Source organism: Pseudomonas sp., from assembly GCF_050739775.1.
Lineage (GTDB): Bacteria > Pseudomonadota > Gammaproteobacteria > Pseudomonadales > Pseudomonadaceae > Aquipseudomonas.
Genome location: NZ_JBOICA010000021.1, coordinates 67,267 through 90,716, shown reverse-complemented (window position 1 = coordinate 90,716; position 23,450 = coordinate 67,267). Strand labels below are relative to the sequence as shown.

At 61.1% G+C, this 23,450-nt stretch carries 28 protein-coding genes and 1 tRNA gene; 7 read left to right on the top strand and 22 right to left on the bottom strand.

From position 1 onward, the window contains the following. Positions 1-90 precede the first annotated feature (90 nt). A complete protein-coding gene (locus tag ACRESH_RS13290) occupies positions 91-768 on the bottom strand; it encodes a DNA cytosine methyltransferase (RefSeq protein WP_431742428.1) in 678 nt (225 codons plus the stop codon). Between the two features lie 242 nt (positions 769-1,010). Between ACRESH_RS13290 and ACRESH_RS13285 the strand changes: the two genes are divergently transcribed. Continuing rightward, positions 1,011-1,151, top strand: a complete 141-nt coding sequence (locus ACRESH_RS13285; RefSeq protein ID WP_431742427.1) for a DUF3077 domain-containing protein — start codon at positions 1,011-1,013, stop codon at positions 1,149-1,151. Between the two features lie 64 nt (positions 1,152-1,215). Here ACRESH_RS13285 and ACRESH_RS13280 read toward each other — a convergent pair whose 3' ends face one another. Together ACRESH_RS13280 and ACRESH_RS13275 are read right to left on the bottom strand one after the other, a co-directional pair. Next, positions 1,216-1,419 carry a hypothetical protein gene (locus ACRESH_RS13280; RefSeq protein WP_431742426.1) on the bottom strand — a complete coding sequence of 68 codons (204 nt, stop codon included), beginning with the start codon at positions 1,417-1,419 and terminating at the stop codon, positions 1,216-1,218. Positions 1,420-1,649: 230 nt separating this feature from the next. Next, positions 1,650-2,291 (bottom strand): GIY-YIG nuclease family protein, encoded by a 642-nt coding sequence (locus tag ACRESH_RS13275; RefSeq protein ID WP_431742425.1) that lies wholly within the window; start codon positions 2,289-2,291, stop codon positions 1,650-1,652. 183 nt (positions 2,292-2,474) lie between these two features. Between ACRESH_RS13275 and ACRESH_RS13270 the strand changes: the two genes are divergently transcribed. Continuing rightward, positions 2,475-2,840 carry a hypothetical protein gene (locus tag ACRESH_RS13270; protein WP_431742424.1) on the top strand — a complete coding sequence of 122 codons (366 nt, stop codon included), beginning with the start codon at positions 2,475-2,477 and terminating at the stop codon, positions 2,838-2,840. A gap of 21 nt (positions 2,841-2,861) precedes the next feature. Here ACRESH_RS13270 and ACRESH_RS13265 read toward each other — a convergent pair whose 3' ends face one another. From ACRESH_RS13265 to ACRESH_RS13255, 3 genes are all read right to left on the bottom strand, one after another. Then, entirely contained in the window at positions 2,862-3,542 is a 681-nt protein-coding gene (locus tag ACRESH_RS13265; RefSeq protein ID WP_431742423.1) for a tetratricopeptide repeat protein, read from the bottom strand. A 158-nt stretch (positions 3,543-3,700) separates the two neighbouring features. Next, the gene (locus ACRESH_RS13260) at positions 3,701-5,827 is read right to left on the bottom strand and encodes a methyl-accepting chemotaxis protein (RefSeq protein WP_431742422.1); all 2,127 of its coding nucleotides are present in this window, start codon (positions 5,825-5,827) and stop codon (positions 3,701-3,703) included. A 345-nt stretch (positions 5,828-6,172) separates the two neighbouring features. Further along, a complete protein-coding gene (locus ACRESH_RS13255) occupies positions 6,173-7,087 on the bottom strand; it encodes a LysR family transcriptional regulator (protein WP_431742421.1) in 915 nt (304 codons plus the stop codon). A 168-nt stretch (positions 7,088-7,255) separates the two neighbouring features. Here ACRESH_RS13255 and ACRESH_RS13250 point away from each other — a divergent pair, with 168 nt between their 5' ends. The 3 genes from ACRESH_RS13250 to ACRESH_RS13240 are packed head-to-tail and all read left to right on the top strand — an operon-like array spanning position 7,256 to position 10,854. Continuing rightward, positions 7,256-8,560 carry an MFS transporter gene (locus ACRESH_RS13250; RefSeq protein WP_431742420.1) on the top strand — a complete coding sequence of 435 codons (1,305 nt, stop codon included), beginning with the start codon at positions 7,256-7,258 and terminating at the stop codon, positions 8,558-8,560. Positions 8,561-8,588: 28 nt separating this feature from the next. Then, positions 8,589-9,818, top strand: a complete 1,230-nt coding sequence (locus ACRESH_RS13245) for a Zn-dependent hydrolase (protein WP_431742419.1) — start codon at positions 8,589-8,591, stop codon at positions 9,816-9,818. Positions 9,819-9,828: 10 nt separating this feature from the next. Then, complete coding sequence (locus ACRESH_RS13240; RefSeq protein WP_431742418.1) at positions 9,829-10,854, top strand: histone deacetylase family protein; 1,026 nt, start codon at positions 9,829-9,831, stop codon at positions 10,852-10,854. A 17-nt stretch (positions 10,855-10,871) separates the two neighbouring features. Here the strand turns inward: ACRESH_RS13240 and ACRESH_RS13235 are convergent, their stop codons facing one another. The 3 genes from ACRESH_RS13235 to alkB all read right to left on the bottom strand — a co-directional run bounded on the left by ACRESH_RS13235 (position 10,872) and on the right by alkB (position 14,353). Then, a complete protein-coding gene (locus ACRESH_RS13235; RefSeq protein WP_431742417.1) occupies positions 10,872-12,827 on the bottom strand; it encodes a DNA topoisomerase III in 1,956 nt (651 codons plus the stop codon). Between the two features lie 125 nt (positions 12,828-12,952). After that, on the bottom strand, positions 12,953-13,483 hold the full coding sequence (locus ACRESH_RS13230; RefSeq protein WP_431742430.1) for a class I SAM-dependent methyltransferase: 531 nt from the start codon (positions 13,481-13,483) through the stop codon (positions 12,953-12,955). 213 nt (positions 13,484-13,696) lie between these two features. Further along, positions 13,697-14,353, bottom strand: a complete 657-nt coding sequence (alkB, locus tag ACRESH_RS13225; RefSeq protein ID WP_431742416.1) for a DNA oxidative demethylase AlkB — start codon at positions 14,351-14,353, stop codon at positions 13,697-13,699. Between the two features lie 308 nt (positions 14,354-14,661). On the opposite strand from alkB, the gene ACRESH_RS13220 reads away from it, so the two are divergent. Then, positions 14,662-14,735, top strand: a tRNA-Cys gene (locus tag ACRESH_RS13220). A gap of 137 nt (positions 14,736-14,872) precedes the next feature. Beyond that, positions 14,873-15,850, top strand: coding sequence for a tyrosine-type recombinase/integrase (locus tag ACRESH_RS13215; protein WP_431742415.1), 978 nt, complete (start codon positions 14,873-14,875; stop codon positions 15,848-15,850). On the opposite strand, the gene ACRESH_RS13210 is transcribed toward ACRESH_RS13215, so the two are convergent. From ACRESH_RS13210 to ACRESH_RS13150, 13 genes are all read right to left on the bottom strand, one after another. Then, complete coding sequence (locus tag ACRESH_RS13210) at positions 15,847-16,092, bottom strand: helix-turn-helix transcriptional regulator (RefSeq protein ID WP_431742414.1); 246 nt, start codon at positions 16,090-16,092, stop codon at positions 15,847-15,849. The two genes, ACRESH_RS13215 and ACRESH_RS13210, sit on opposite strands and share 4 nt — an antisense overlap. 9 nt (positions 16,093-16,101) lie before the next feature. Then, positions 16,102-16,299, bottom strand: a complete 198-nt coding sequence (locus ACRESH_RS13205; RefSeq protein ID WP_431742413.1) for a hypothetical protein — start codon at positions 16,297-16,299, stop codon at positions 16,102-16,104. Further along, complete coding sequence (locus ACRESH_RS13200; protein ID WP_431742412.1) at positions 16,296-16,643, bottom strand: hypothetical protein; 348 nt, start codon at positions 16,641-16,643, stop codon at positions 16,296-16,298. Before ACRESH_RS13200 ends, ACRESH_RS13205 begins: the two co-directional genes overlap by 4 nt. Beyond that, positions 16,633-16,797, bottom strand: coding sequence for a hypothetical protein (locus tag ACRESH_RS13195; protein WP_431742411.1), 165 nt, complete (start codon positions 16,795-16,797; stop codon positions 16,633-16,635). Before ACRESH_RS13195 ends, ACRESH_RS13200 begins: the two co-directional genes overlap by 11 nt. Beyond that, complete coding sequence (locus tag ACRESH_RS13190; RefSeq protein ID WP_431742410.1) at positions 16,794-17,045, bottom strand: hypothetical protein; 252 nt, start codon at positions 17,043-17,045, stop codon at positions 16,794-16,796. The genes ACRESH_RS13195 and ACRESH_RS13190 overlap by 4 nt, the downstream gene beginning before the upstream one ends. Before the next feature lie 42 nt (positions 17,046-17,087). After that, positions 17,088-17,699, bottom strand: a complete 612-nt coding sequence (locus ACRESH_RS13185) for a 3'-5' exonuclease (RefSeq protein WP_431742409.1) — start codon at positions 17,697-17,699, stop codon at positions 17,088-17,090. Positions 17,700-17,759: 60 nt separating this feature from the next. Beyond that, the gene (locus ACRESH_RS13180; RefSeq protein ID WP_431742408.1) at positions 17,760-18,914 is read right to left on the bottom strand and encodes an RNA-directed DNA polymerase; all 1,155 of its coding nucleotides are present in this window, start codon (positions 18,912-18,914) and stop codon (positions 17,760-17,762) included. A gap of 202 nt (positions 18,915-19,116) precedes the next feature. Then, entirely contained in the window at positions 19,117-19,473 is a 357-nt protein-coding gene (locus ACRESH_RS13175; protein ID WP_431742407.1) for a four helix bundle protein, read from the bottom strand. Positions 19,474-19,527: 54 nt separating this feature from the next. Further along, positions 19,528-20,142: a DUF1566 domain-containing protein gene (locus tag ACRESH_RS13170; protein ID WP_431742406.1), complete on the bottom strand. Its 615-nt coding sequence runs from the start codon at positions 20,140-20,142 to the stop codon at positions 19,528-19,530. Between the two features lie 63 nt (positions 20,143-20,205). Further along, positions 20,206-20,808, bottom strand: a complete 603-nt coding sequence (locus tag ACRESH_RS13165) for a DUF1566 domain-containing protein (protein ID WP_431742405.1) — start codon at positions 20,806-20,808, stop codon at positions 20,206-20,208. Between the two features lie 9 nt (positions 20,809-20,817). After that, on the bottom strand, positions 20,818-21,018 hold the full coding sequence (locus tag ACRESH_RS13160) for a hypothetical protein (protein ID WP_431742404.1): 201 nt from the start codon (positions 21,016-21,018) through the stop codon (positions 20,818-20,820). A 15-nt stretch (positions 21,019-21,033) separates the two neighbouring features. Further along, entirely contained in the window at positions 21,034-22,659 is a 1,626-nt protein-coding gene (locus ACRESH_RS13155; RefSeq protein WP_431742403.1) for a YqaJ viral recombinase family protein, read from the bottom strand. Beyond that, a complete protein-coding gene (locus ACRESH_RS13150; protein ID WP_431742402.1) occupies positions 22,646-23,407 on the bottom strand; it encodes a recombinase RecT in 762 nt (253 codons plus the stop codon). Before ACRESH_RS13150 ends, ACRESH_RS13155 begins: the two co-directional genes overlap by 14 nt. Positions 23,408-23,450 lie beyond the last annotated feature (43 nt).

Here is a 23,450-nt window from a genome sequence, read left to right as displayed (position 1 = left end):
GTTCAGCTCAACTTGTTCGTCGTCACTGAGCACGATGTCTTGAGAGTTCATAGCGGCACTCCATGTCACGGCTGACTATGGAAGAGTAGCTCAAGTAGGAAATTTATTTTTGAGACAGAACACTAGCGTTGGAGCAATGGTATTGGCTTGCTCTTTCCAGGCATCGGCTCCTTGCCAACCACCTGTTTTCATAAGGTCATGCAATAATTCGCCGACAGTAGGTGGAGTGCACAGATTAGGCTCGGGCCAAGAAAAACCTTCGGAGTAGTCTTTCCTAATAGCAACGAAAACTACCCGTGGGCGTAGCTGTGTAACCCCGAAGTCAGAAGCATTTAGCAAGCGCCAGCCGGGAACGTATCCAAGCTTTTTGAGTTGGTTCTCGACGTTAGTGCGGTAGTCAGCAAATACAGGATCAAGAAGACCGCGGACGTTTTCTAGCATCACCGCTTTTGGGCGGCATTCGTCCACGAGACGAAGTGCTTCGGGAAACAAATCTCGTTCGTCATCGGCACCAAGCTGTTTACCTGCCTTCGAAAATGGCGGGCATGGTACTCCTCCTGCAACCAAATCTACTCCAAAGTAAGGCAAGCCATTAAATTGACGGAGATCTTCTTCCCGTACATTCCATTCGGGGCGGTTCAGGCGCAATGTGGCGCAGGCAGGAGGTTCGATTTCGATCAGTACTTCATGCCCAAACCCCGCCATCTCGAGCCCGAGAGCCTGACCGCCAGCTCCAGCACACATTTCCAATGACGTGAAAAGGCTCATTCTGTCTCCTATGTCAGCCGCAAGTCTGGAGCTGCTCAAAAAACGGAGATAGTAGCATGGTGTATGGATAGACAGGTATTCCTGACGATGAGATGCACCTCTTAATTGAGGCTTGCTGTGTATTCCATCGAGCGTTCGATCAGTGTACAGCACGTTCGCTGAAGGCGAGGGCGGGACAGGTGCTGAGCGGTTGTTTCGGGTCGAGCCAGGGCACGGCGCTTGTGCTGGAGTAAGTATCGATCATGATGGGCTGTGCCTACCAGCTGACGTTGCAAGCCGGCCTTGAGCAGGACGGTACGTCGGCATGGGCGGCGCATTATCTGGTAGGGATGGCCAAGGCACTAGTCGAAGATTTGGCGCATGGCTTGCCAGCATCAGCGTAAGGCTGGACCGGTTTTCTGGCAGTGAGAGCCGGTCCAGTGTTGAAGCAGGGGTGCAGTCTGGCGATCAGACCGCGGCAGCCATCAGCTCGATGTTTCTGTCTGCAACATCAATGATGAAGGGCAGCGGCATGGGGGCTGGCGTGTCGATGGATGTAACCTCGAAACCGCCCACGACGATGGGCTGCCGCTGTTCCAGTACGATCGATTCCTCCGCCAGCCTTTTGACCATTCTCGCGTGGTTCATTGCGATTTCATTGAGCGTTGACACATTACATCTCCGATAGCTGAGCAGGCGTCTGATCGGCGCCCTCAAACGTTAATTTTGGCCGCTGCCGCGTCAGAATTACGTCTTTTCGGGGCCGCTGGGGCGGGCTTGTGCAATAGGCAAGCCAGTCGGTGGCGGGGAGTGGGTGTCGGCTTTTTGAATGCGACGAATGGTGGTGCTGCAGGGCCGCGCGGTCGTTGTCGAGCGCTTGTACCGTCGCGGCCAGGTTGCGGTCAGTTGCTTTCGATGCGGTTATGAATGCTGATCAGGTCCTCGATGTGCGCAAGGCAATGATCGGTGAAGAACTCCCGCGCCCGGTTGATCCGGTACTTGTCGAACAGGCAATGCAAGGCTTGTTCAAGCTTGGAGTAGTTGTTGGTATCGAACTGGGAGATCACCCGAAAGCGATAGGGCACGCCGGTGGTGTACAGCTGGGCGATGCGCTTTTCGACGGAGCCGGTGGTAATGCCAATCTTGATGATTTCGCTGCCTTCAGCGGTGAATAGATTGGTACCCAGCACATAGAGGGTGCCGATATCAGCTGCAAGTTTTTCGAGGTTTTCGTCTTCGATGAGAGTGTCGGTCTCAACTTCGGGACGTTCAACACTGGCTTCAATGGACATTTTGTGGGGCTTGAAGGATTTATCCGCAAAGATGTCGCTAGCATTACGGCAAGTGATGTAAATCCTTGCGAGTACGGCATGGTCGATGTCCTTGTAATTACCATTTTGGACGTTACGCAGATGGGATTCAGTGCCGTAGAACTCAGGGTAGTGAACTTTGACTAATTCTCGAATTTCCTGCGGGGTCATGCCCTCAGGATGGTCACGCAGGATGGTACGTACGACATCGGCAAAGCTGACTTTCTGCTGCATTGATGCTCCATTCCTTTCCATCAGGAGGTAGGGCCGGCACGGCCAAGGGTGATAGCATTTTGCCCAGTATGCGGTGGGCTGTGCCGAAGTCAATTCAAAGCAGCGCCTTCTTAAGTCGCAACCCGATCGGTTAGTCTGATCGAAGACTGGAATGGAACATCTCGACCAAAGGACACGACATTTATGGACATCCGCTTCCCTCAAATCAGCGAGCGCCTGAACAATCGCAAATTCGCGGTAGCAGACAACGTCTCTGGGCTATCCGATGCACGCACAGTGTTTCACTACCAGGTCGAGGGCGATGCCATTTCCAGTACTTACCAAGGCGGCCATATCCGCCTGGGTAACCAGGTTGGCCGTGCGACAGGCCCGGATACCATCGAGCTGCTTTTTCAGTGCTTGACCAAGGAGGGTGAACTGCTTTGCGGCTGGTCCCGCGGCACGCTCGGCGTTGATCACGCAGGGCGTACCACGCTGTCCTTCGTATGGGGCTGGTTGTCGGGTGTGACGGGGGGCGGGGAGTCGAGCTACGTCGAGTGTGTTGCGTAGCGGTTAAGTACCTATACCGACTCAACCACCCACCAGATAGGCCCCAAGCGGAACCTCATGTTTGAGCTTCTTGCAGCTGCCGGGATCGGGCTGATGCCCGGGCGGGCGATCCGCAAACCAGATTCGGCATTTGCCCGGCGGCGGCCAATGGCCGCGGGGAATGTCCATGGCGTCGAACTCGGCTTGTGGCGCTGCGAAAGTCATTTGAAAAGGCCCGTCAGGATCGGGCCTGGCAACCGTCTGCGATTCCGACTCCCTCTCTGCCTGTGCTTGCGCTTTCAGCCCCTGCTGTACCGCAACCCGATCCTGTTCGGCGTTGGGTGGGGTACCCGAAGCCTGGGCCTGCTGCGCCGCCTGGATCAGTTGCAAGTTGCGGTTGCGTAACTGCACGTTGCGACCAACCCGCAGGTTCGAGCGCGCCGCCAGCGTTTCAGCCTGCTGGTACTCCCCCTGCTGAAGCCGCAGCACACCGAGGTAGTGCAGCGTCGCGGGATTGTTCGGCTGGATGTGCAGCGCACGCTCCAGCGTGGCCGCAGCCTGGTCCAGCTGGCCCTCTGCATACTGCTGCGAGGCGGTTTCAATCAGGGTGGTTGATGCGTTGTTACTTTGCGAGGAGGCGCTTCGCTCGGCAGCAACCGAGCAAAGCGATGCGGCGGTGCAGAACGCCAGGATGAGACCTGGCAGAAAACTCTTGGTGGGCATCGGGGGGGCGGACTCGGCTGATCTCGGACGGCACTGTTGCATAACAAACCTTCAGCGCTGCTCGGCTGGGGTTGGTTCACTGTCCTGTCATCACTGATACAGGGGCTTTATAGACTTGGCCCATCACCTGAAGTTCCCGCTCCCACAATGCAGGTTGACTACACCTTGAACGTCGCCATCAACCCCTGCTGATGATTGGCCAGGCGGTTCAATGCCTGGCTGATCTGCGCCGATTCCTCCGCCTGTCCGGAAAGCGATTCAGTCACGTCCCGAATGCTCGCTACGTTGCGGTTCACTTCTTCGGCCACGGCGCTCTGTTCCTCGGCCGCAGAAGCAATTTGCAGGTTCATGTCGGTGATTACCGCTACCGCATCGCCGATACGCTGCAGGGCCGGCACCGCCAGTTCGACCTGGGCCACGCTGCCTTGGGCTTGGCGGTGGCTGCCGTGCATCGAGCCGACCACGTCACGCGTACCTTGTTGCAAGCCTTCGATGACCACGCGAATCTCATCGACCGAGTCCTGGGTGCGTCGGGCCAGGTTGCGTACTTCATCAGCGACCACCGCAAAACCGCGGCCTGCTTCACCTGCACGCGCCGCTTCGATGGCGGCGTTCAAGGCCAGCAGGTTGGTCTGCTCGGCGATGGCGCGGATCACCTCAAGCACTGAGCCGATCTGTTCGCTACGGTTGGCAAGCTGTTGCACTTCTTGCATGCCGGCGGTCATTTCGCCGGCCAGTTGTTCGATGGCGCGGGTAGTGGTGCCAATCAGTTCCAGGCCTTCGCGGGTGGCCAGGTCGGCGCCGCGTGCTGCCTCGGCGGCTTGCGCAGCGTTGCGCGCGACATCCTGGGCGGTAGCGCTCATTTCTTGCGAGGCGGTGGCCACCTGGTCGACTTCGCGGTACTGCTGCTGCATGCCGGCGCTGGTCTGGCTGGCAATGGCCGCCGACTGGTCGGCTGTGCTGCGGGCATCCTGTACCGAGGCCTTCACGTCGGCGATCAGCGGTTGCAGTTTGTCGAGGAAACGGTTGAACCAGGCCACCAGCTCACCCAGTTCATCCTTGCGGGCGTAGTCCAGGCGGCGGGTCAGGTCGCCTTCGCCGCTGGCGATGTCTTTGAGCATCGCTGCAACGTTGAGGATCGGGCGCGTCACGCCACGGGCGGTCATCCAGATCACCACCAGGCCTAGCACGGCGGCGCCAAGGGCCATGAGCAGGCTGCTGAGGTTGGCGCTGCTGTTGTGGGCGTCAAGACGGGCGTTGAGTTCAAGAGCTGGCGCCTGCAGGACCTGCTCGGGCACTTCCAGCAACACGCTCCACGGCTGCGCGCCGGGAACCGGGGCGAACGACTGGCTGACCTGAAGTATGCCGTTGTCGGTGAATTCTGCCGCCTTGCCTGCGCGCATCTGCGTGGACAGGGCGCTGGCGTGTTGGCCGAATACCGCTTCGATTTTCTTGCTCAACTGGGTGCCATCACGGCTGTGCCCAGCCAGCAGGCCGGCGGGGCTGACGATGCTGACCTGGCCGTTACCGTCGAACAGTTCCTGACGACCGTCGAGGCTCAACTGCTGCAGGTTGTCGAGGCTGATGTCCAGGCCCATCACGCCAATGACCTTGCCGTCCTGCTTGAGTGGGATGGCGATGCTGGTCATCAGCGGTGTACGGTCGCCGACGTTGTCGAAGTAGGGGTCGACTACGCAGGTTTCAGCGGTTTCAAGTGGGCAGGTCAGCCAGCGGTTGTAGGCGGAGCCGTTGGCCGCAAGGCTGGTGTCGGCAAGCATGGCTTCGGGCATCGCCTCGGACTCCAGCTGGCCGGCCTGCGGCTGTGACCAATACAGGGAAAACCGCCCGGTTTCATTGCTGCCTACGGCCGTTTGATCGATAAACCCGGCGTCATTGCCATCGAGGGCGTTGGGCAGAAAGACCAGGTACAGGCCAAGCAGCTCAGGGTTATCACCCAGTGCCGTCCTGGTTTGCTGGGTCAGTACCTGGCGAAGGTTGTCGACGCCCTGGGCCTTGAGCGCCAGCAGCAGGTGAGAAACGCCATTGCCATACAGGTAGGCGTCCTTGAAATAGCGCTGGATGCGCACCGCCTGCAGTTGGGCATAGGTATGCAAGCGCAGGCGGGCGTTCTGATCGAGCATCTGTGCGTTGGCACTGTTGACCAGCGCAGCACTGCGGTTGGATTGAAACAACGCAGCCGCCATCAGCAGCCCGACGATGGCCAGCAGGCAGAGACCGGCGAGCAGGGTGATCTTCCATTGAATCAGCAGGCGGCGCAGCAGCATGGTGACGTCCTTGTGGTTACAGGGCGGTGGGCAGAGGGCGATGTTGATAGCCGAGGCTTTGCACATGCCATGCAGACGGTCCTGTGTGCTGCCGTTCCAGGTACACGCGAAGAGACTGGCATGAGGGATGGCGCTTACTTTGGTTTGAAATTGTTTTTATGTGCCCAGAGGCAGGGGGAAAGTAAGAAGAGTGCGATGGGTGTGTCAATTAAAATCTCACAAATTCCTTCAAGGCTGAGTTTGCTTTTCTCCATTGCTCGCGGATTTATCGCTCTATCCTGCGGCTTTTAACGCTGATTGGGTCGGTGGAGGTGTCTATTAAAATAGACAGGATTTTATCGGCACCTACAGAGACGCTTGTAGCGCCTCGATAAACACCGCCTCCGCCCGGCTCATGCGCTGTTCGCGGTTCCACAGCAGATGTATGTCCACATCGGCAATCCCGTCATGCGGCGGCAGCGGCCAGAGCAAACCCGCTTCGACATCCGCGGCCACCACATGGGCCGGCAGGCAGCCAACACCAAACCCGGCAATCACCAGGCGCCGCACTTCTTCCAGGCTTGGTGACGAGGCGACAATGCGTCCACTGAACCCCTGCTGATCGCGAAAAATGGTCAGTGGCGAGAGCATGCCGCCGATCTGGTCGCTGGCGAAGCTGACGAAGTTCTCCCGTTGCAGGTCGCCCTCGGCGACGTCCTGCTTGCCGAACAGCCTGTGGTGCTTGCCACAGAAGAAGGCATAACGCTGACGCAGGAACAGGCGCTGCTCCAGCCGCGGCTGCGGCCGGCGGTTGAGGCTCAGGCCCAGGGTCGCGGTTTTTTCCTGCAGGGCGCTGACGATGTCGGAACTGCGCATTACCTCGATATCCAGGTCGACCCGCGGATGCTGGCGATGAAAATCGGCAAGAAAGCTGTCGAAGCGCTCGCAGAAGATCCGGCTGATCATCAGCAGGCGCACTTTGCCGATCACTTCGTCGGCAGGCTGCTCCAGCACACCGCTGACCTGAGACATCTGCCCATAGATTTCCCCTGCCAGGTGGAAGATCTGCTCGCCCACTTCGGTCAGGGCAAAGCGCGGGCCACGGCGGGCGATCAACTGGCGCCCGAGCTGCTCCTCCAGACGCTTGAGGGCCTGGCTGGCGGCCGGTTGGGTCAAATGCAGGCGCGCGGCGGCGCGGCTGATACTGAGTTCCTGACCGATCACCCGAAAGGTGCGCAGCAGGTTCCAGTCCAGGCGGTCGTTGAGCAGGCGGTCAGGCATGGCAGGGCTCTGTGACGTAAATATAACGGTGGTTAATAATTTGAATAATAAATAGAAAATTGACTAATCATAGCCCCGGGACGAAAAATCGTTCCCACACGGCGTCACCTAGAGCGCCCGCACGCACCGTGCTCTCCTGCCAGAAAAATAATCAAAGGAGCCTGACCCATGACACCTTCTGCTTCGCCTCAGCCGCGCCGGGCGGCGGCTGCCGCCTTTATCGGTACCATGATCGAGTGGTACGACTTTTACATCTACGCCACGGCCGCAGCGCTGGTGTTCGGCGCCTTGTTTTTCCCCTCCGACGACAAGCTGTTCAGCACCATGGCTGCCTTCGGCACTTTTGCTGTGGGCTTTTTCGCTCGGCCGTTGGGCGGCATTGTCTTTGGTCATATCGGTGACCGCATCGGGCGCAAGAAATCGCTGGTGATCACCCTGGTGATGATGGGCGTGGTCACGGTGTGCATCGGCCTGTTGCCGACCTACGCCCAGATCGGTGCCACCGCGCCGGTGTTGCTGATTCTGCTGCGCATCGTCCAGGGCATTGCCGTAGGCGGGGAGTGGGGCGGGGCGGTGTTGATGGCCGGTGAGCATGCACCCAAGGGCCGGCGGAACTTCTTTGCCTCCTTCGCTCAGTTGGGCAGCCCGGCTGGCTTGATCCTGTCGCTGCTGGCCTTCAGCGCAGTCACCCGTTTGCCTGAAGAAGACCTGATGAGCTGGGGCTGGCGCTTGCCGTTCCTGGCCAGTGCCCTGTTGCTGCTGGTGGGCCTGGCGATTCGCCTGGGGGTCAACGAGTCGCCGGAATTCCTCGCCAGCCGCGAGCAGGCCAGCAAGGCCAAGCGTAAGGAGCAGGCACCGGTGATGGAGGTGCTGCGCACCGCCTGGCGCCCACTGCTGTTGTGTATTGGCGCCAATACCCTGGGCATCGCCGGGGTGTATTTCACCAACACCTTCATGATTGCCTACAGCACCCAGCAACTGGCCCTGCCGCGCTCGCTGATTCTGGAATGCCTGTTCGTGGTGGCGATTATTCAGTTCTGCATCCAGCCCATGGCGGCCTGGGTGGCAGAGAAGATCGGCGCCACGCGTTTCCTCTGCCTGGTGTCGCTGCTGGCCATGGCCTCGCCGTATCCGATGTTTGTGCTGGTCAGTTCCGGCCAGGCGCCGCTGATCATTGTCGGTATCGCCCTGGCGGTGGTGTGCATGGCGTCCTTCTACGCGGTGATCGCCGGCTACGTCAGCGGCATGTTCGACACCCGCGTGCGTTACACGGCGATCTCCATGGCTTACCAGGTGTGTGGTGCAATCGCCGGTGGCCTGACGCCGCTGGTGGGCACTTGGCTGGCGCACAAGTTTGTTGGTCAGTGGTGGCCGATGGCGCTGTTCTACAGCGTGATTGCGGCGATCTCGTTGCTCTGCGTGCTGGCCCTGGCGCGCCGCCATGCTGCAGCCCATCGCCTGGAAATGGCCTGATCCCTCAACGATTACTGGAGTAGTTGCGATGTTGAAAAGCAACGGCGAACGCCTGTGGGCGAGCCTGATGGCCATGGCTGAAATCGGCGCGACGGCCCGTGGCGGCAGTTGCCGCCTGGCCCTGAGCGCAGAAGACCAGGCCGGACGCGAACTGTTCGCCCACTGGTGCCGCGAAGCGGGCCTGACCCTGAGCGTTGACCCTATCGGCAACCTTTTTGCCCGTCGCCCCGGCACCGATCCTGAAGCCGCGCCGGTGATGATCGGCAGCCACCTCGATACCCAGCCTGAAGGCGGGCGTTTCGATGGTGTGTACGGCGTGCTGGCCGGACTTGAGGTGGTGCGCCGTCTCAATGACCTGCAGATCCAGACCCGCAAGCCGCTGGAAGTGGCGGTGTGGACCAACGAAGAAGGCGCCCGCTTCACCCCGGCCATGTTCGGCTCGGCGGTGTTCACCGGCAGCATGCGGCTTGAGGATGCCCTGGCGGTGCGCGATGCCGATGGCGTCAGTGTCGCCGAAGCGCTGCAGCGCAGCGGATATGCCGGCAAACGTCCCTTGGGCGGTGCGCTGGATGCATACTTCGAGGCGCATATCGAGCAGGGCCCGATCCTTGAGGACAACGCCAGGAGCATCGGTGTGGTCAGTGGCGGCCAGGCCATCCGCTGGCTCGACGTGCAGGTTGAAGGCATGGCCGCTCACGCCGGCACCACGCCGATGCCGCTGCGCAAGGACGCCCTCTACGGCGCCGCGCCGATGATCCAGGCGATTGAACAATTGGCCTGCGACTTCGCGCCCCAGGGCCTGACCACGGTGGGCGAACTGAGTATCAGCAAGTCGTCGCGCAATACCATTCCCGGACGGCTGCAGTTCACCATCGACCTGCGTCATCACCTCGACAGCGCCATTGACGACATGGAGCAGCAGGTCAATAAACGCCTGCAAGCCATCGCCGCTCAACGTGGCCTGAAGGTCAGCATCAGCCGCCACTGGGTCAGCCCGGCAACACCTTTTGACGCCGACTGCGTGGCAGCGGTGCAACAGGCGGTGGATGGCCTGGGTTACGCCCAACAATCGATTGTCAGCGGTGCCGGTCACGATGCGATCCTGCTGGCGCGCTATTGCCCGACCGCCATGGTGTTCATCCCCTGCGTTGGCGGCCTGAGCCACAACGAGGCTGAAGACGTGTTGCCCGAGGACGTGCGCCAGGGCGCCGATGTACTGCTCAATGCCGTGCTGGCTCGCGCCGGCCGGGTCGAATAAGGACAAGCTCATGCGTTGCTACTTCCACCCTGAACAGCTTCTGCACCATCCGCGCAGCTACTACTCCCGCGGCCAGATGCGCACGCCTCAGGAAGTGCCCGAGCGTGCCCGGCACCTGCTGCTGGCTGCCCAAGGACTCGGCTTCGAGATCGCGCAGCCCATCGACGCCGGCCTGCAGCCGTTGCTGGTGGTGCATGGTGCGCCGTACCTGACCTTTCTCGAGGAGGCTCACCAGCGCTGGAAGGAGATCCCCGAGGACTGGGGCGACGAGGTGATGTCGAACATCTTCGTGCGTGAGCCCAATGCCTTGCGCGGCATCCTTGCCCAGGCTGCCCGCTATCTGGCTGATGGCAGTTGCCCGGTGGGTGAGTTGACCTGGCGTTCGGCCTACTGGTCGGCGCAAAGCGCGGTGGCCGGTGCCAGGGCCCTGCTCGATGGCGAACCGGCAGCCTATGCCCTGTGCCGTCCACCGGGGCACCACGCCCGAGCCGAAGCGGCCGGAGGCTTCTGCTACCTGAACAACGCCGCCATTGCCGCCCAGGTGCTGCGCGAGCGCTTCAGCCGAGTGGCGGTGCTCGACACTGACATGCACCACGGCCAGGGCATCCAGGAAATCTTCTACGAGCGCGACGATGTCCTGTACGTCTCGGTGCACGGTGATCCGACCAACTTCTACCCAGGCGTAGCCGGATTTGCCGACGAGCGCGGCAGTGGTGCGGGGCAGGGCTATAACCTCAACCTGCCGATGGCCCACGGTGCCAGTGAGGCGGACTTTCTTGGCCAGTTGGACGTGGCGTTGGCGGCAGTGACGGACTTCGGCGCCGAGGTGCTGGTGCTGTCACTGGGCTTTGATATCTATGAGCTGGACCCACAGAGCAAGGTGGCTGTTACCTGCGCAGGTTTCGCCAGGTTGGGTGAGCGTATTCGTGGGCTGGGTGTGCCATGCCTGATCGTTCAAGAAGGCGGTTATCACCTGGAGAGCCTGGAGGATAATGCGCGGGCGTTCTTTGCCGACAAGCAAGACTGGCACTTGTAGGAGCGGCGCAAGGATTTTCAATCGAGGGTGTGTTTTTTTTCGGCCATTTTCGCCTTGGTCCGCGTTTTAACCACCCGTTTACCCGCACCCGCACTGCCTTTGCGCTTCTTCTTCCAAGGCGTGCGCGGCATCGCCGGCCCACTGATGGTCAGGCTCAACCCTGCGCAGCGCTGCACCTGCTTGCTCATCCATGCCGACTGCTTGGCGACAAACTCTTCCAGGCTCATCTCACCGCTCTGGACCATGTCCAGGGCCTGTTCCCAGATTGCCGTGGTGCCCGGGTCGGCGATGGCCCGGGGCACGGCGTCAATCAGGCTGAAGGCCGCGGGCGTGGCACACAGCGCTTTGCCCTGTTTGACCAGGTAGCCGCGATCCAGCAGGCCCTGGATGATCCCGGCACGGGTGGCTTCGGTACCGATGCCGGTGGTGTCCTTGAGCTTTTGCTTGAGGCGCGGGTCGTCCACCAGTTTGGCCACGTTTTTCATGGCCTTGATCAGGTCGCCCTCGGTGAAGGGTTTGGGCGGTTGGGTCCACAAGTCCTTGAGGTTGACCTCGGCCACGGCGCAGTCCTGGCCTTGGTGCAAGGCTGGCAGCACCTGCGCGACTGGAGCCTCACGGCCTTTGGCCGGGGTCAGGGCCTCAGGCAGGGCGCGGCGCCAGCCCGGTTCGACGATGTGTTTGCCTACCGCGCGCAAGGCCTGGCCGGCGCAGTCGAAGTCGGCCTGGGTGCGGTCGTACTCGTGGTTGGGCAGGAACTGCGCCAGGTAGCGGGCGCGAATCAGGGTATAGACCGCCTTGTACTTGGCTGGCAAGCGCGAGGGGTCGCTGGCCGCTGCGGTGGGGATGATGCCGTGGTGGGCACTGACCTTGGCGTCGTTCCAGGCCCGTGAACGGTGCTCGGCCTGCAGGTACCCCCGTAGCGGCGCAAGGCTGGGGTCGGCACGCAGCAGCGCGGCAAGGATGGCCGCCGCTTCAGCGTGCTGGCTCTGTGGCAGGTAGCCGCAGTCGCTGCGCGGGTAGGTGATCAGCTTGTGGGTTTCATACAGCGCCTGGGCGATGTCGAGGGTTTCCTGGGCACCGAAGCCGAATTTTTTCGAGCACAGTTCCTGCAGGGTGCCGAGGTCGAAGGGCAAGGGCGCGGCTTCGCGTACCCGCTCGGTGGCGATCTTGACCACGCGTGCATGGGCAGCATTGCTGATAGCAGCGGCTGCCTGTTGAGCCAGGGCCTGGTTCAGGCAGCGCCCCTGATCGTCGCAGGTGTCTTCGGCGGCGCGCCATTGTGCGGCGAAACGTGTTCCGGCGCTGTCGAGCACAACATCAATGGCCCAGAAAGCCACCGGCACAAAATCGGCGATGCTGCGGTCGCGGTCCACCACCAGACGCAGGGTCGGGGTTTGCACCCGGCCCACCGGCAGTACGCCCTGATAACCGGACTGGCGTCCGAGCAGGGTGAACAGGCGGCTCATGTTCATGCCGATCAGCCAGTCGGCGCGCGAGCGGCCCAGGGCCGAATGGTACAGGCTGAAGGTCTCGCTGCCGGGCTTGAGTGCAGCCAGGGCCTTGCGGATCGAGGCGTCGTCCAGGGCCGACAGCCACAGGCGGCGGACCGGCCCGCGGTAGCGGCAGTGCTCAACCAGCTCACGGGCGATCATCTCGCCCTCGCGGTCGGCGTCAGTGGCGATCACCAGCTCCCGGGCCTCGCCCAGCAGACGCTTGACCGCCTTGAACTGACTGGCGGTTTTCGGCTTGACCAGCATCTTCCACTGGCTCGGGATGATCGGCAGGTCGGCCAGCACCCAGCGTTTGTAGCGGGCGTCGTAGCTGTCGGGCGGTGCGGTTTCGAGCAGGTGGCCGATACACCAGGTGACGGTGACGTCAGGACCCACCCAGCAACCATCGCCGCGGCGGTTGGCACCGAGGACCTTGGCGATATCCTTGGCCTGGGAGGGCTTTTCGCAGAGAAACAGACGCATGCCGGCTGGGTGTCATTCTATGGCTGGGGTGAAGCATAGGATGCGCAGGATTGACAGGGCTGGCAAGTTTTATCTGTATGTATATACAGCTTCAGGGCTGCTGGCGAGGATCCTGCCTCCGGTTGTCACCGGGCGCCGGCCTTGCGTGCCAGCACTGACCAGGTATGCCAGTGTTTGCTACGACCGAGCAGGGTCTGTCCCGGTTGATTGTGTTCATGCAAATCAAGCACGTCGAAACCGCTGAACAGCTGCTCGACCTGCTCGGGCTCATGGATGCTCAGGTCGCCACGGTCCAGTTGCGCCCAGCTGTCTTGCGGCCCCATGAAATGCCCGCAGAACACGCCCCCCGGACGCAAGGCGCGGACGATTTTCTGCCAGGCCTGCTCGAAGGCCTGAGGCGGGCAGAAGAACAGGCTGGAACATGCGCTGATCAAGTCGGCTTGCGGGTAATCGAAGTCTTCGAAGCGGCTTTGTTGTGCTTCAAGTCGAGGGTGCTCGCTGAGGTCCTGCAGATGCGCCAGGGCATTGGCATCCTGGTCGAAGGCATGCACGACAAAGCCTTGCTCGAGCAGATAGCGGGTATCTCGACCTGCGCCGCAACCAACGTCCACGGCGATGCTCCCAGCGGCCAAGCCTGACTGTTCAACAGCCTGCATCAGATGCGGATAGACAGGCAGCTGCCGGGCTGCGATGTGGTATTGGGCTCGACTCAAGGCTTTGTTATTCAAGGGCGATGGGTCTCAGAAGCGTGTATGGGTTGTTTATTGAGAATGAAACTGCTCATGACTTGTAAGTCATTCTCATTGCTGATGAGGTGTGCGGGCTAGACTGTAAAGCTTGAGTCAGTGGCGTTCAATTCAGGCGTGTCGTCATCCAGCCTTGCGCAGGGTCAGGTTGATCCGCAGATTGCCCAACAGTGGATGCGCGCCTGGTTTGAGCGGTAGCACCCCGTGAAAGCGCAGACGGTCCTCGCCACCCCAGACCAGCACATCACCATGACGTAGGCTAATCCGCTGGGTGGGTTCATTGCGGACATATCCACCTAATAGAAACACCGCGGGCAACCCTAGCGACACCGACACGATCGGCTGGGTGAAGTCGCGCTCGTCGCGGTCCTGATGCAGGCTCAGGCGATTGCCGGGGCGATAACAGTTGACCAGGCAGGCATCGGGTTGAAAATCGCTGAACCCGGCCCTGGCGGCCGCGCGGTTGGCCAGCTCCAGCAGCACCTCGGGCAATACTGGCCAGGGCCGATTGCTCAGGGGGTCGAGCGGACTGTAGCGGTAGCCTTGACGGTCACTGACCCAGCCCAGCGCACCACAATTGGTCAGCCCTACGGCCATCTTCAGTCCACCGGGTGTGAGCATATGGCGAAAGGGCGCCTGGGCGACAACCTCACGCAGTACCGGCAGCAACGCCTGCACCTGGGGCAGGGCAAAGCCTGGCAATACCACCGCCTGTGTGCCGACCCACTGCGGTTGCAGTGGATCTTGAGGGTCAAACAGATCCAGCTCGGTTTGCATCATCGACGACAATTCACGACGCGGGCAGGGGACATGGCCTGTATGATAAGGCGCTTTACCGGGCATGCGTCACCCCGAACCCTGCGTTCGAACCCAGGTAGCACGGCCCCTGAGCCGCCCGTAGAGGAAAAAATAAACTTTTTGAATTCAAGGGGTTGCCAGCTCAATCGAATGAGTCCATAATTGCGTCCATCGAAAACGAGGCGACTGAAAAGCCTAGCGTTTTCAAGGGGATAGCGGTCGTATTGAGTTGTTTCCCTAAAGAGTTGTATATGTTTGAGATCGCTGTTCAAAGGGTCTTGGGCATTTGAGGCCGAGTAGCAAAGTGGTTATGCTCCGGATTGCAAATCCGTCTACGCCGGTTCGATTCCGACCTCGGCCTCCATTACAGAAAGCCCCGCAATCATTGAGGTTGCGGGGCTTTTTTCATGCCTGCGGATTATCGAAAGCCACCAGTTTGGGACAAATTTGGGACACCGATGGAAATTGCGTGTCCCGCAGCGCATCGGCAAACTCCGCTTCATGGCTACTTACGAACAGCGCCCAGGCGGCGCATGGCGGGCAAAGATCCGCCGAAAAGGATACCCCGCACTTTCCGCAACCTTCGACACCAAGGCCGAGGCCCAGCGCTGGGCGGCCGAGATTGAAGGTGACATGTCGCGAGCAAGATTTGTTGATATGCGCGAAGCCGAGCGAACGACCTTGGCCGAGGCACTCGACCGCTATGCGAACGAGGTCAGCGTAGCGAAGAAGGGCGCTAAGCAGGAGCTGACTCGCATCAACAAGTGGAAGAAGAACGCCTTGGCCGGCAAGGGTCTTGCCGTGTTGAAGTCCAGCGACTTTGCTGCGTACAGGGATGGTGAGCTCAAGGAGGGTAGGTCCGTGTCCACGGTCAAACTTGACCTGGCGATCATCAGCCACATGTACACAGTGGCGATCAAGGACTGGGGGATCGAGGGGCTGAGCAACCCAATATTCAAACTGCGTATGCCTAAGGGGGCAAAGGAGCGGGACCGCCGGCCAATGAGCATTGAGCTCGCCGGGGTGATAAAGAAGGCGGGAGAGATTCACGCCGAGATGCCGGCGTTCATCGAGCTGGCCGTCGAAACGGCCATGCGCCGTGGCGAGCTTTGCGGCCTTCGCCGCGAGAACGTCAAAGAGAAGCATGTCCTGCTTGAAGACACGAAGAACGGGACCAGGCGGCTTGTGCCGCTGTCATCGAAAGCCCGGGCGGCTCTCGAAAGCCTGCCGTACCGGCTTGATGGCAATGTTTTCTCCCTGGCCCCTCACTCGGTCAGCCTCTACTTCAACAGGGCCTGTAAAGCGGCTCTGGTGAAAGACCTCCACTTCCATGACCTGCGCCACGAAGGAACCTCCAGGCTCTTCGAGAAAGGGCTTTCGATCATGGAAGTGGCAAGTATCACGGGGCACAAGACGATGAGTATGCTCAAACGTTACACGCATCTGTGCCCGGACACGCTGGCCGACAAACTGGGTTAGCGGACGCTGGCCAGTGTCGGCGGGGCATGACGCTTGCGCCCCGACTTGGCCTGTACATGCAGGCCCTGCTCGTACTCCTGCAGAAACTTTCGCACTGTACTCACCCTCCAGCAAATGCGGCTGCCTTGCTTGAAGAATGGCGGTAGCCAGCTGGCCCCGACCTGTCTGGCGCTCCTGATTGAAGACTCCGACCGCCCGAGCATCTTCGCCAGCTCGGGGATGTGGATTACCTCTTGCTCCATGTGACCCCCTCAAAAGATGAATCGGGCTGTGACCAGGTTTGCGCTGGGCAGGCGCGCAAGCACCGTCCCATCGTCGAATTGGTCGCCAGTCGGCGGTTGATGTTGCTCTTCGGCCTGGGTGCCGGCGAAGGCACCGGCGATGGTCCCGATGTAGAAGCCCAGCACCAGGGCGGCAACCAGACAAACGATGATGGTTCTGACTTTCATAGCTGCACCTCATCGTTGGGCAGTGCCTTGGCATCCAGCTCCCCCAACACCTCACATGCGATGGAGAACGCTGCCTCCCCGAGGCTCGTTACCTGGAGGATCCGCACCAAGCCATTACGCAGTTCGTCGTTCTCCTCATCCCGCGCAGTCAGGTCGGCCTGCAGTTGGTCACGCTCGGCCCGCAGCCGCTCCATCTCACCATCCCGCGCAGCGAACGCCTTGGCACCCTGGTCGGCCATGTCACCGGCACTGAAGCAATCCTGGCACTGTTCGGTTGATGCTCCATTGCAGGTGCAGGGCATTCGCCCCTGACTGTAGTCGCACATCTTCTTGTCATTGCTCATGCTGGTTCTCCTGCGCCCGCTGCTGGCGGGCGGCGCTGCATTTACTGTGGTTGCCCCGGTTGCGCGGCTTATCGCAGATGTCGCATACGGCGGGGAGGTCGAGCGGGCGCATGGGACACCCGCGGATAACGGTCTTGCGGCGAAGAACGGTCATTGCTGGCTCTCCAGCAGCTCCACGACCTCGGCGATTCCGGCGGCGCTGCTCGGTGGCCGGCCCTCGGCGAGTTTCTTCAGGTTGGTGATGACCTGGGCCAGGCCGTTGGGTAACTTGAGCGTGTCGCGTTGGGCGAACACCATTTCCGTGGCGTCGCGGCGGCCTTCGAGAAGCATCACGCGGTTGATGACAGGCGCAGAGTTAGGCTGTCGGGCCTTGGTAGTGGCCGCTTGGGCGTTTTGGTTCATGGTTGGGCTCCGGCGAGCGCCGGTTGCCCGGCGCGGTATTGGTTAAGCAGCCGACTTCAGGGCCTGGAGTGCGAAGTACACGCGGGCACAGGCCTCGGTATCCGGGCGGGCGCGGTGTCCGCCGACCAGGTCTTCGCCGGTGAAGAACTTCAATGCCTCGGCAACGGTGGGCTGCTTGAACTGCTTGCCACGTCCGGCGGCGATCATCTTGTCAGTGGGCGGGCACTGCACAATGTTGGTGGTGGCCTGGCAGGTGCAGAACTTGTCGCCTTCGCGGAACTGGTTCGCCACTTCTTCGCCCTGGAAGCGCATCAGGCCAATGCGCAAGATGCGGTCATCGAACGAGACATTGTGAGCGACCCGCAGGCCAGCCTGGCGCCAGATACCCATGAACCCTTCAAGCGCTTCCTTTTCCGGAATGCCGTGCTCAAGCGCGAATTCGTTGGTGATGCCGTGGATTACCGCGACTTCGTTGGGAATGTCCCAGCCATCAGGACGCACCATGGCTTCGAAGCTGTCGACCAGCTGGCCCTGGGGCGTGTAGAGCAGGGCGCAGATGTCGACGATGTGGGGTTGACGTGGGTCGTCGCTTGGGTCACGGAACAGCGGGAGGCCGGTGGTTTCGGTGTCGAAGATGCAGATCAGTTCGGACATGGTGTTTTCCTCTGGCACGAAAAGGGCGTCCGAAGACGCCCGTGGTTTTACTGATTTTGTTCAGCGGTGTTTGTAGGTCTTGGTCAGGTCGCCGTTGACGACGTGTCCGCGCTGCAGCACCAGGTTGGCCAGCGCGGCGCGGTCCTTCTGGCTGTGGCTGGCCTGGGTGAGTAGGCCAAAGTAGCTGTTGGCGGTCTCGCGCAATTGCTCGGCTGGTACAGCGGCAGTGCGCTTCATGGCCTGGGCCACGGATCGCTTCCGGGTGATTCGCCGCCAGGGCTTGATCACATGCCCGACGAAATCCACGCCACGGTCAATCGGCTGCAAGATGGTCTTCGTCGGATTGAGCCGGGCGCCAAGGGCTGGCAGGAAGGCTTCGATATCGGCTTTCCAGGCGTTCAATTGCTGCGGTGATTCATGCAGCAGCACAAAGTCGTCGACGTAGCGTACGTAGTGTTTGACCCCGAGCCGGTGCTTGCAGAACTGATCCAAGGCGTCGAGGTAGACGTTGGCGAAGAACTGCGATGACAGGTTGCCGATCGGCAGACCCAGGTGCGAGGGCTGCGCGGTCAGTCGTTTGTGCTGCGGTACTCGGTTGAAGAGGTGCGCCGGGCTACGAACGTCGTAGTTCTCGCGCGGGTCGTGCATCAGCACCTGGTCCGCCAGTGCCTGCCACCACGGCTCAGTAATTCGCTGCTCCAACTGGCGGGCCAATACTCGCTTGTCGATGGCCACGAAGAAGTTGGCAAGGTCGCACTTCAGGTAGAAGGCAGATTTCGACCAGTTTTGCGTCTGGCTGCGGACCTTCGCCTCAAGGCGCCGTGCGGCGTACAGCGTGCCTCGCCCTGGAATACAAGCGCAGCTGTCCGCTATGAAGCTGCGCTCGATAGCCGGGCCAATGTGGTTGTACAGCAGGTGGTGCACGATGCGGTCGCGGAAGTCGGCGGCCCACACCTCGCGCGGCTTGGGCCGGGTGACCACGAAGCAGATTGAGCGGCCTGGCCGGTATTGGCCGGTCACCAGGTCGCCGTGAAGCGCCGTCAGGTTCTGCTCCAGGTTCATTTCGAAAGCCAGCGCGCTGGCGCTGTTGCGCTTGGAGCGCCGGCAGTCGTAGTAAGCCTGGACCAGATCGCTGAACGGGTAGGGCGTTGAAGCTGCGGACGGGGCGGACGCGGAGCTCGTTGTTCTTGTCGTTGTTGTTCTGATTGCCATCATCGAAGTTCATGTTGAATGCGTTGTTGGCGGAGCGCTGCGACCTGTCGTGCTATCTACGTCACCCTGCCGAATACTCAGCAGGGAAACTGCGCTGGACCTACGCGGACGCTTTAGACCGGCGGTATCCAGGGTGCGCATAGCGGTGACCAAAGGTCAGCGGCACGACCAGGTTCAATTCGCACAGACCAGAAAGCCTTGGCTCTCAGGTAGCGGGCGCGGTTGGGGTAGAGCGTTTCCAGGCGTTGGCCTGTTTGCCGATTGAGGTAGTGACCTCCATCGTCTTGGCATGCTGAGGCACGCTGATGAATCGACTTTCCTTGAACAGCCGCATCAGGAATTCGATCACCTGGACCTTCTCGACCAACTGAGTCAGGTGCGGGCGCTTGTCCTGCGTGGCATTGGCCCGGGCAATGAGCATCAGTACGTCGATGCACTCATCAATCACGCGCTTACCCAATGATTGCTTGAGGTCACGCGGTATGTTTCGGGTCAGGTTCGTGGCCATCTGCAGCAGGCCAAGCGATGACTTGTAGATCGATAGATCGGTGTGCATTGCCATGCGGCTGCTCCTCCTTGAGCAACCGGCCGCAAGCGGCCGGATTGAATGAACGAATTAATCGATAAGCGACCTGCGGACGGGGCGGACGCGGAGCTCGTAGCTCTTGCCGTTGTTGAGCTGATTGCCATCAGCGAAGGTCATGGTGAATGCGGTGTTGGCGGAGCGCTGCGAACTCGACCAGTACCAGTCGGCCTGGAACGCTTCAGGCTCACCCTGGGCGAATCCTGGCACCTGGGTCTTGGCTGGCGACTCTTCGGTGTACAGCAGGCCAACCGGCAGGCTGTTGGGGTTGTCGCCGTCACGGTTCCAGCAGTAGTTCTCACGGCTGGTCGACTTGAAGTGGCGGTACTGCAGCTCCTGCACGTCGCGCGCCGGGATCGCCCAGTCGGTGAAACCGCCGATATCCAGAGCCAGCACCTTCTGAGCCAGCTCGCTGCCGGCTGCGGCCATGGCTTCGGTGTTGCTGCGGCTGTCGGTGAAACTGTCGGCGCCGTCGATCTTCTCGCCGTACTTGCCCCATTCACCGACCAGCTCATGCTCGGCACTGGCGGTGATGTTGGCGAAGCGCTGGCCGTTCTCGACGGTGATGCCGGAGAAGAAGCCGCCACCGAAGGCCTGGCCGATCTCGGGAAGTTGTACTGCAGGTTCTGCTGTATCTACTGCGTTCATGTGCTGCTCCTTTGCAGGCAACAAAAAAGGCGCTGATGCGCCCCTGTTCGAATGAATGAAGGATTAAATGAACAACCTGCGGACGGGGCGGACGCGGAGCTCGTCGTCCTCGACGAGGCTGAGCTGATTGCCAACAGCGAAGTGCAGGCCGAATGCGGTGAAGGCGGAGCGCTGCGAACTCGACCAGTAGTAACAATCCTGGACGAACACCTCAGGGCAGTTCACCCAGCCCTGGTACAGCTCGGCAGTGGCGGGCAGGTAGAAGTCGTTGTGGTTGTCGGCCGTGTACTTGCTCGCAGCGCGCGCGGCAGGGTGACTGCCTTCCTCCAGCAGGATCGCGCTATTGGCCAGACCATCGGTCTTGCTTGTGGCGCCAGAGGTTTCGCCGCGGCGCCCCCATTCATGGCTGCCAGCGTCTTCTGCAGTGATGATCAGGTAGTGCTCAGGCACATCGCCGCGCGCTGCCACCAGGCCGCCGTTGATGCCTCCCTGGCCCGGCCATGGCTGGCCGACAGCAGGGATGTCGTTCTGGGTGATCGGCTGCACATTGGCCGCAGGCGGTAGAACCTGGGCGAACACGCTGGCCACCGCCAACTTAGCCAGGGAAGACGCCGGCATCTTGATCGTGGTATCGCCGTGCTTCAGGGTGATCATTTCAGGTTTCATGAGCTTTCCTCAGTATTTGGCGACCTCTTCCAGCTTCTTCTGCTGGTGAGCGCTTAGAAGGGTGCGGGGGCCGTGGCGCTTGAAGTTGACCCGCAGGTTTTCGACGAATTCTTCTTCCCAGGCGCCGTCCGCGTGAAGTTCTGCGGCGGCCAGCAGAGAGCTGAACTCCTCGATCCGATCGTAAATTTCTTCAACGGTCTGACTGGCCATGGGTGGCGCTCCTGATCAGGCAGCGACTCGCTGGGCCTGCACTGCCTGGATGTGATGGACAAGGGCGGCGCAGATGCGCGGGAAGTCGCTGTCGCGGTACAGCTTTGCCGAGCGCTCCTGCGCTACTGCGTCGAAGCCCAACGAGCTCAGGAAGTCAGCGGTGAGCGTGAAGCCCAGGCGGGTGCTGATATCGCCCAGCTTGATGCGCTGGCCGTCGTCTGCTACGGGCTGAACTGCAGGTGCTGCGCTGGTGATCGGCGTGACAGCCGGTGTTGGTTCTGGGCTATGGATCTGCTCGACCGCCGGCTGCTTGACCTCTTCCTGTACCGCTGTTTCCTGGGCTGCCTGCTGGCGCGCCTGCTCGGCCTGCTGCTCTTCGTGCTCGCTGATGCGAACCTTGATCAGTGCCACCAGGTCGTCGTTGGCCTTCATCACCAGCTCCTGGGCATCGTGAAACAGGAACTTATGGTTGCCGGCCAGCTCCTGCAGGTTGACGAGGTTGGCGCGAATGCCGTCGGCAATGCGGCTGGCCTCGATCTTCGCCCGGGCCAGCTCGCTGCCGGCTGCCTCTTTCAGGCTGTCGACCTTGCTTTTGCCTTTGACGGCGCCGGCGAAGTCAGCGGGAACTCGAGGCATCCGGATCTTGCCGCCCAGGGTGACGTTGATCTGGTCGATGTGGTCCTGCAGGGCCTTGGCCGCATCCATGACGATGTCACTACGGATGATGTCCTTGCGAGCCTTCACCAGCTTGTCCAGTTCCAGGCGCTTGGTGCGCACGCAGGCACTGATGTCATCGATAGCCTTGAACAGCACGTCGATGCTCTCGGTTTGGCTCAGCGCGTGCTCTTTGGCAGCCTTCAGCTTGCTCTCAACTTCGCCGCACCACTTCACAGTGGCATCTGCATCGGCAAAGTCCTTGTCGGTCGACAGCTCGGTGTTGATGTTGCCGATCACGGTCAAGGCATGGGACTTGAAGGCGTCCAGGTTGCTGGCGGTCACCATGCCAGTGACGTCGATGCGCAGCGCCGGCAGCTGATCAGGGGCAGAGCCAAGCACTTCAACCTTGGCCTCTTTCAATTCAAACGCGCCCAGGTCTTCCTCGAACTGAGCCCAGCCCGTTACCAGTTGCTCACGGCGGCCGGCAACCGGCGTGTACTCCAGGTGCACGAAGTTGTCGCGAGAGCCGTCCGAGCAGACGAAGATCACGCGCTCGGCCCCGCTGACCAGCAGCTGCTGTTCCAACTGCCAGTAGTAGTGGGGATCAAGCTCGCCGGCGCGAACCTGCGCGGCAACGTTCTGGTTCCACAACTTGTGCTCGAACAGGGTGTCGCCAAGCATCGTGGCGCCGTCCATCGACGCCAGCAGGTTGCCGCTGGTGCCAACGATCGGGTAGAGCTCTTCGCCGATCATTTCCTCGACCAGAGGGCGGGCCAGCTCTTCGGTGGCATGGCCACGGTCAAAGATGGCCTGCTGCTGAGGGGTGACCTCCGGAACAATGCCGGTTTTCTTCATGGCCAGCAGGTCGGTACGGGTCTGGTACTTCGAAGCGCCCATCATCGCGGGCGCCTCCGAAGCGGTGAAGTAGCTGGAGCGAAGGGCGTGCCACTCAGGCGTGCCCTGCTGAACGTTATGCACTTGCATCGGTGTGATCTCCTTCAATTGGGGCAAGCGCCTGGATGCGCTCAATTTGCTCGGGGGTAACGGTGTATTTGCTGGTCAGGTTCGCCAGCAGGTGTTCGGGGCTGGTGCGGCCAGCGGCGATCATCCCGCGCCACTTTTCGGCGTTCTCCTCGAGCTTGCTATCGGAGTACGCCGGCAACTGCTTCGGCTCATCGGCCTTGCGGACGTGGGCCTGGTTGAGCTCGCGCTCGGTGGGGATGTCCTGCACTTCCTCGGCCACGGGCATGCCGCGCAGTACGTCGGGGAAAACGTCGCGCAGGGCGAATGCCCGGGCACGCATCTGGCGCATACGCTTGGGGTACTGGCTCCAGGGCCCTTGCTTGCCCACCAGGTTGGCCAACTTGGCGTCGGTCATGCTGAAGGTGCGCACCTGCTCTTCTTCGCCGCGGCGCTTCACCCGGCAGGTGGCCGTCTCACCGTCGTCGCTCTCGTAGATGTACTCGCACAGTGGCGAGCTGCGAACCAAGGCGATCACCGCGTCACCCCACAGGGCAGGGCGACCGTTGATAACCGCGATGTTCTGCATGGCTTGCATCGGCTGCAGGCCAAGCTCCATGCCCCACTGAATGGCAACCAGGATGTTGCCGGGGTTGTTGGCGAAGTCCTTCGGCACGATGGTGGACTTGGCCAGGTAGTCGGCGAACCTCAGCGCTTCATCGATGTTCTGCGGTGCCAGGCTGAAGGTGGGTTTGATGGCTAGATCGCTCATAAGCGTGGTTCCTAAGGTGCGACCAGGCCGCCGATGGCGGGAC

Excerpts from the sequence above, each read along its gene's own strand:
- ACRESH_RS13235 (WP_431742417.1), bottom strand. The coding sequence starts at position 12,827 with ATGCGTCTGTTTCTCTGCGAAAAGCCCTCCCAGGCCAAGGATATCGCC.
- ACRESH_RS13250 (WP_431742420.1), top strand. The coding sequence starts at position 7,256 with ATGACACCTTCTGCTTCGCCTCAGCCGCGCCGGGCGGCGGCTGCCGCC.
- ACRESH_RS13245 (WP_431742419.1), top strand. The coding sequence starts at position 8,589 with ATGTTGAAAAGCAACGGCGAACGCCTGTGGGCGAGCCTGATGGCCATG.
- ACRESH_RS13155 (WP_431742403.1), bottom strand. The coding sequence starts at position 22,659 with ATGCAAGTGCATAACGTTCAGCAGGGCACGCCTGAGTGGCACGCCCTT.
- ACRESH_RS13205 (WP_431742413.1), bottom strand. The coding sequence starts at position 16,299 with ATGAAAGTCAGAACCATCATCGTTTGTCTGGTTGCCGCCCTGGTGCTG.
- ACRESH_RS13275 (WP_431742425.1), bottom strand. The coding sequence starts at position 2,291 with ATGCAGCAGAAAGTCAGCTTTGCCGATGTCGTACGTACCATCCTGCGT.
- ACRESH_RS13185 (WP_431742409.1), bottom strand. The coding sequence starts at position 17,699 with ATGTCCGAACTGATCTGCATCTTCGACACCGAAACCACCGGCCTCCCG.
- ACRESH_RS13210 (WP_431742414.1), bottom strand. The coding sequence starts at position 16,092 with ATGGAGCAAGAGGTAATCCACATCCCCGAGCTGGCGAAGATGCTCGGG.
- ACRESH_RS13160 (WP_431742404.1), bottom strand. The coding sequence starts at position 21,018 with ATGGCCAGTCAGACCGTTGAAGAAATTTACGATCGGATCGAGGAGTTC.
- ACRESH_RS13175 (WP_431742407.1), bottom strand. The coding sequence starts at position 19,473 with ATGGCAATGCACACCGATCTATCGATCTACAAGTCATCGCTTGGCCTG.
- ACRESH_RS13200 (WP_431742412.1), bottom strand. The coding sequence starts at position 16,643 with ATGAGCAATGACAAGAAGATGTGCGACTACAGTCAGGGGCGAATGCCC.
- ACRESH_RS13265 (WP_431742423.1), bottom strand. The coding sequence starts at position 3,542 with ATGCCCACCAAGAGTTTTCTGCCAGGTCTCATCCTGGCGTTCTGCACC.
- ACRESH_RS13285 (WP_431742427.1), top strand. The coding sequence starts at position 1,011 with ATGATGGGCTGTGCCTACCAGCTGACGTTGCAAGCCGGCCTTGAGCAG.
- ACRESH_RS13195 (WP_431742411.1), bottom strand. The coding sequence starts at position 16,797 with ATGACCGTTCTTCGCCGCAAGACCGTTATCCGCGGGTGTCCCATGCGC.
- ACRESH_RS13290 (WP_431742428.1), bottom strand. The coding sequence starts at position 768 with ATGAGCCTTTTCACGTCATTGGAAATGTGTGCTGGAGCTGGCGGTCAG.
- ACRESH_RS13190 (WP_431742410.1), bottom strand. The coding sequence starts at position 17,045 with ATGAACCAAAACGCCCAAGCGGCCACTACCAAGGCCCGACAGCCTAAC.
- ACRESH_RS13170 (WP_431742406.1), bottom strand. The coding sequence starts at position 20,142 with ATGAACGCAGTAGATACAGCAGAACCTGCAGTACAACTTCCCGAGATC.
- ACRESH_RS13240 (WP_431742418.1), top strand. The coding sequence starts at position 9,829 with ATGCGTTGCTACTTCCACCCTGAACAGCTTCTGCACCATCCGCGCAGC.
- ACRESH_RS13215 (WP_431742415.1), top strand. The coding sequence starts at position 14,873 with ATGGCTACTTACGAACAGCGCCCAGGCGGCGCATGGCGGGCAAAGATC.
- alkB (WP_431742416.1), bottom strand. The coding sequence starts at position 14,353 with ATGATGCAAACCGAGCTGGATCTGTTTGACCCTCAAGATCCACTGCAA.
- ACRESH_RS13165 (WP_431742405.1), bottom strand. The coding sequence starts at position 20,808 with ATGAAACCTGAAATGATCACCCTGAAGCACGGCGATACCACGATCAAG.
- ACRESH_RS13150 (WP_431742402.1), bottom strand. The coding sequence starts at position 23,407 with ATGAGCGATCTAGCCATCAAACCCACCTTCAGCCTGGCACCGCAGAAC.
- ACRESH_RS13260 (WP_431742422.1), bottom strand. The coding sequence starts at position 5,827 with ATGCTGCTGCGCCGCCTGCTGATTCAATGGAAGATCACCCTGCTCGCC.
- ACRESH_RS13255 (WP_431742421.1), bottom strand. The coding sequence starts at position 7,087 with ATGCCTGACCGCCTGCTCAACGACCGCCTGGACTGGAACCTGCTGCGC.
- ACRESH_RS13270 (WP_431742424.1), top strand. The coding sequence starts at position 2,475 with ATGGACATCCGCTTCCCTCAAATCAGCGAGCGCCTGAACAATCGCAAA.
- ACRESH_RS13180 (WP_431742408.1), bottom strand. The coding sequence starts at position 18,914 with ATGATGGCAATCAGAACAACAACGACAAGAACAACGAGCTCCGCGTCC.
- ACRESH_RS13230 (WP_431742430.1), bottom strand. The coding sequence starts at position 13,483 with ATGCAGGCTGTTGAACAGTCAGGCTTGGCCGCTGGGAGCATCGCCGTG.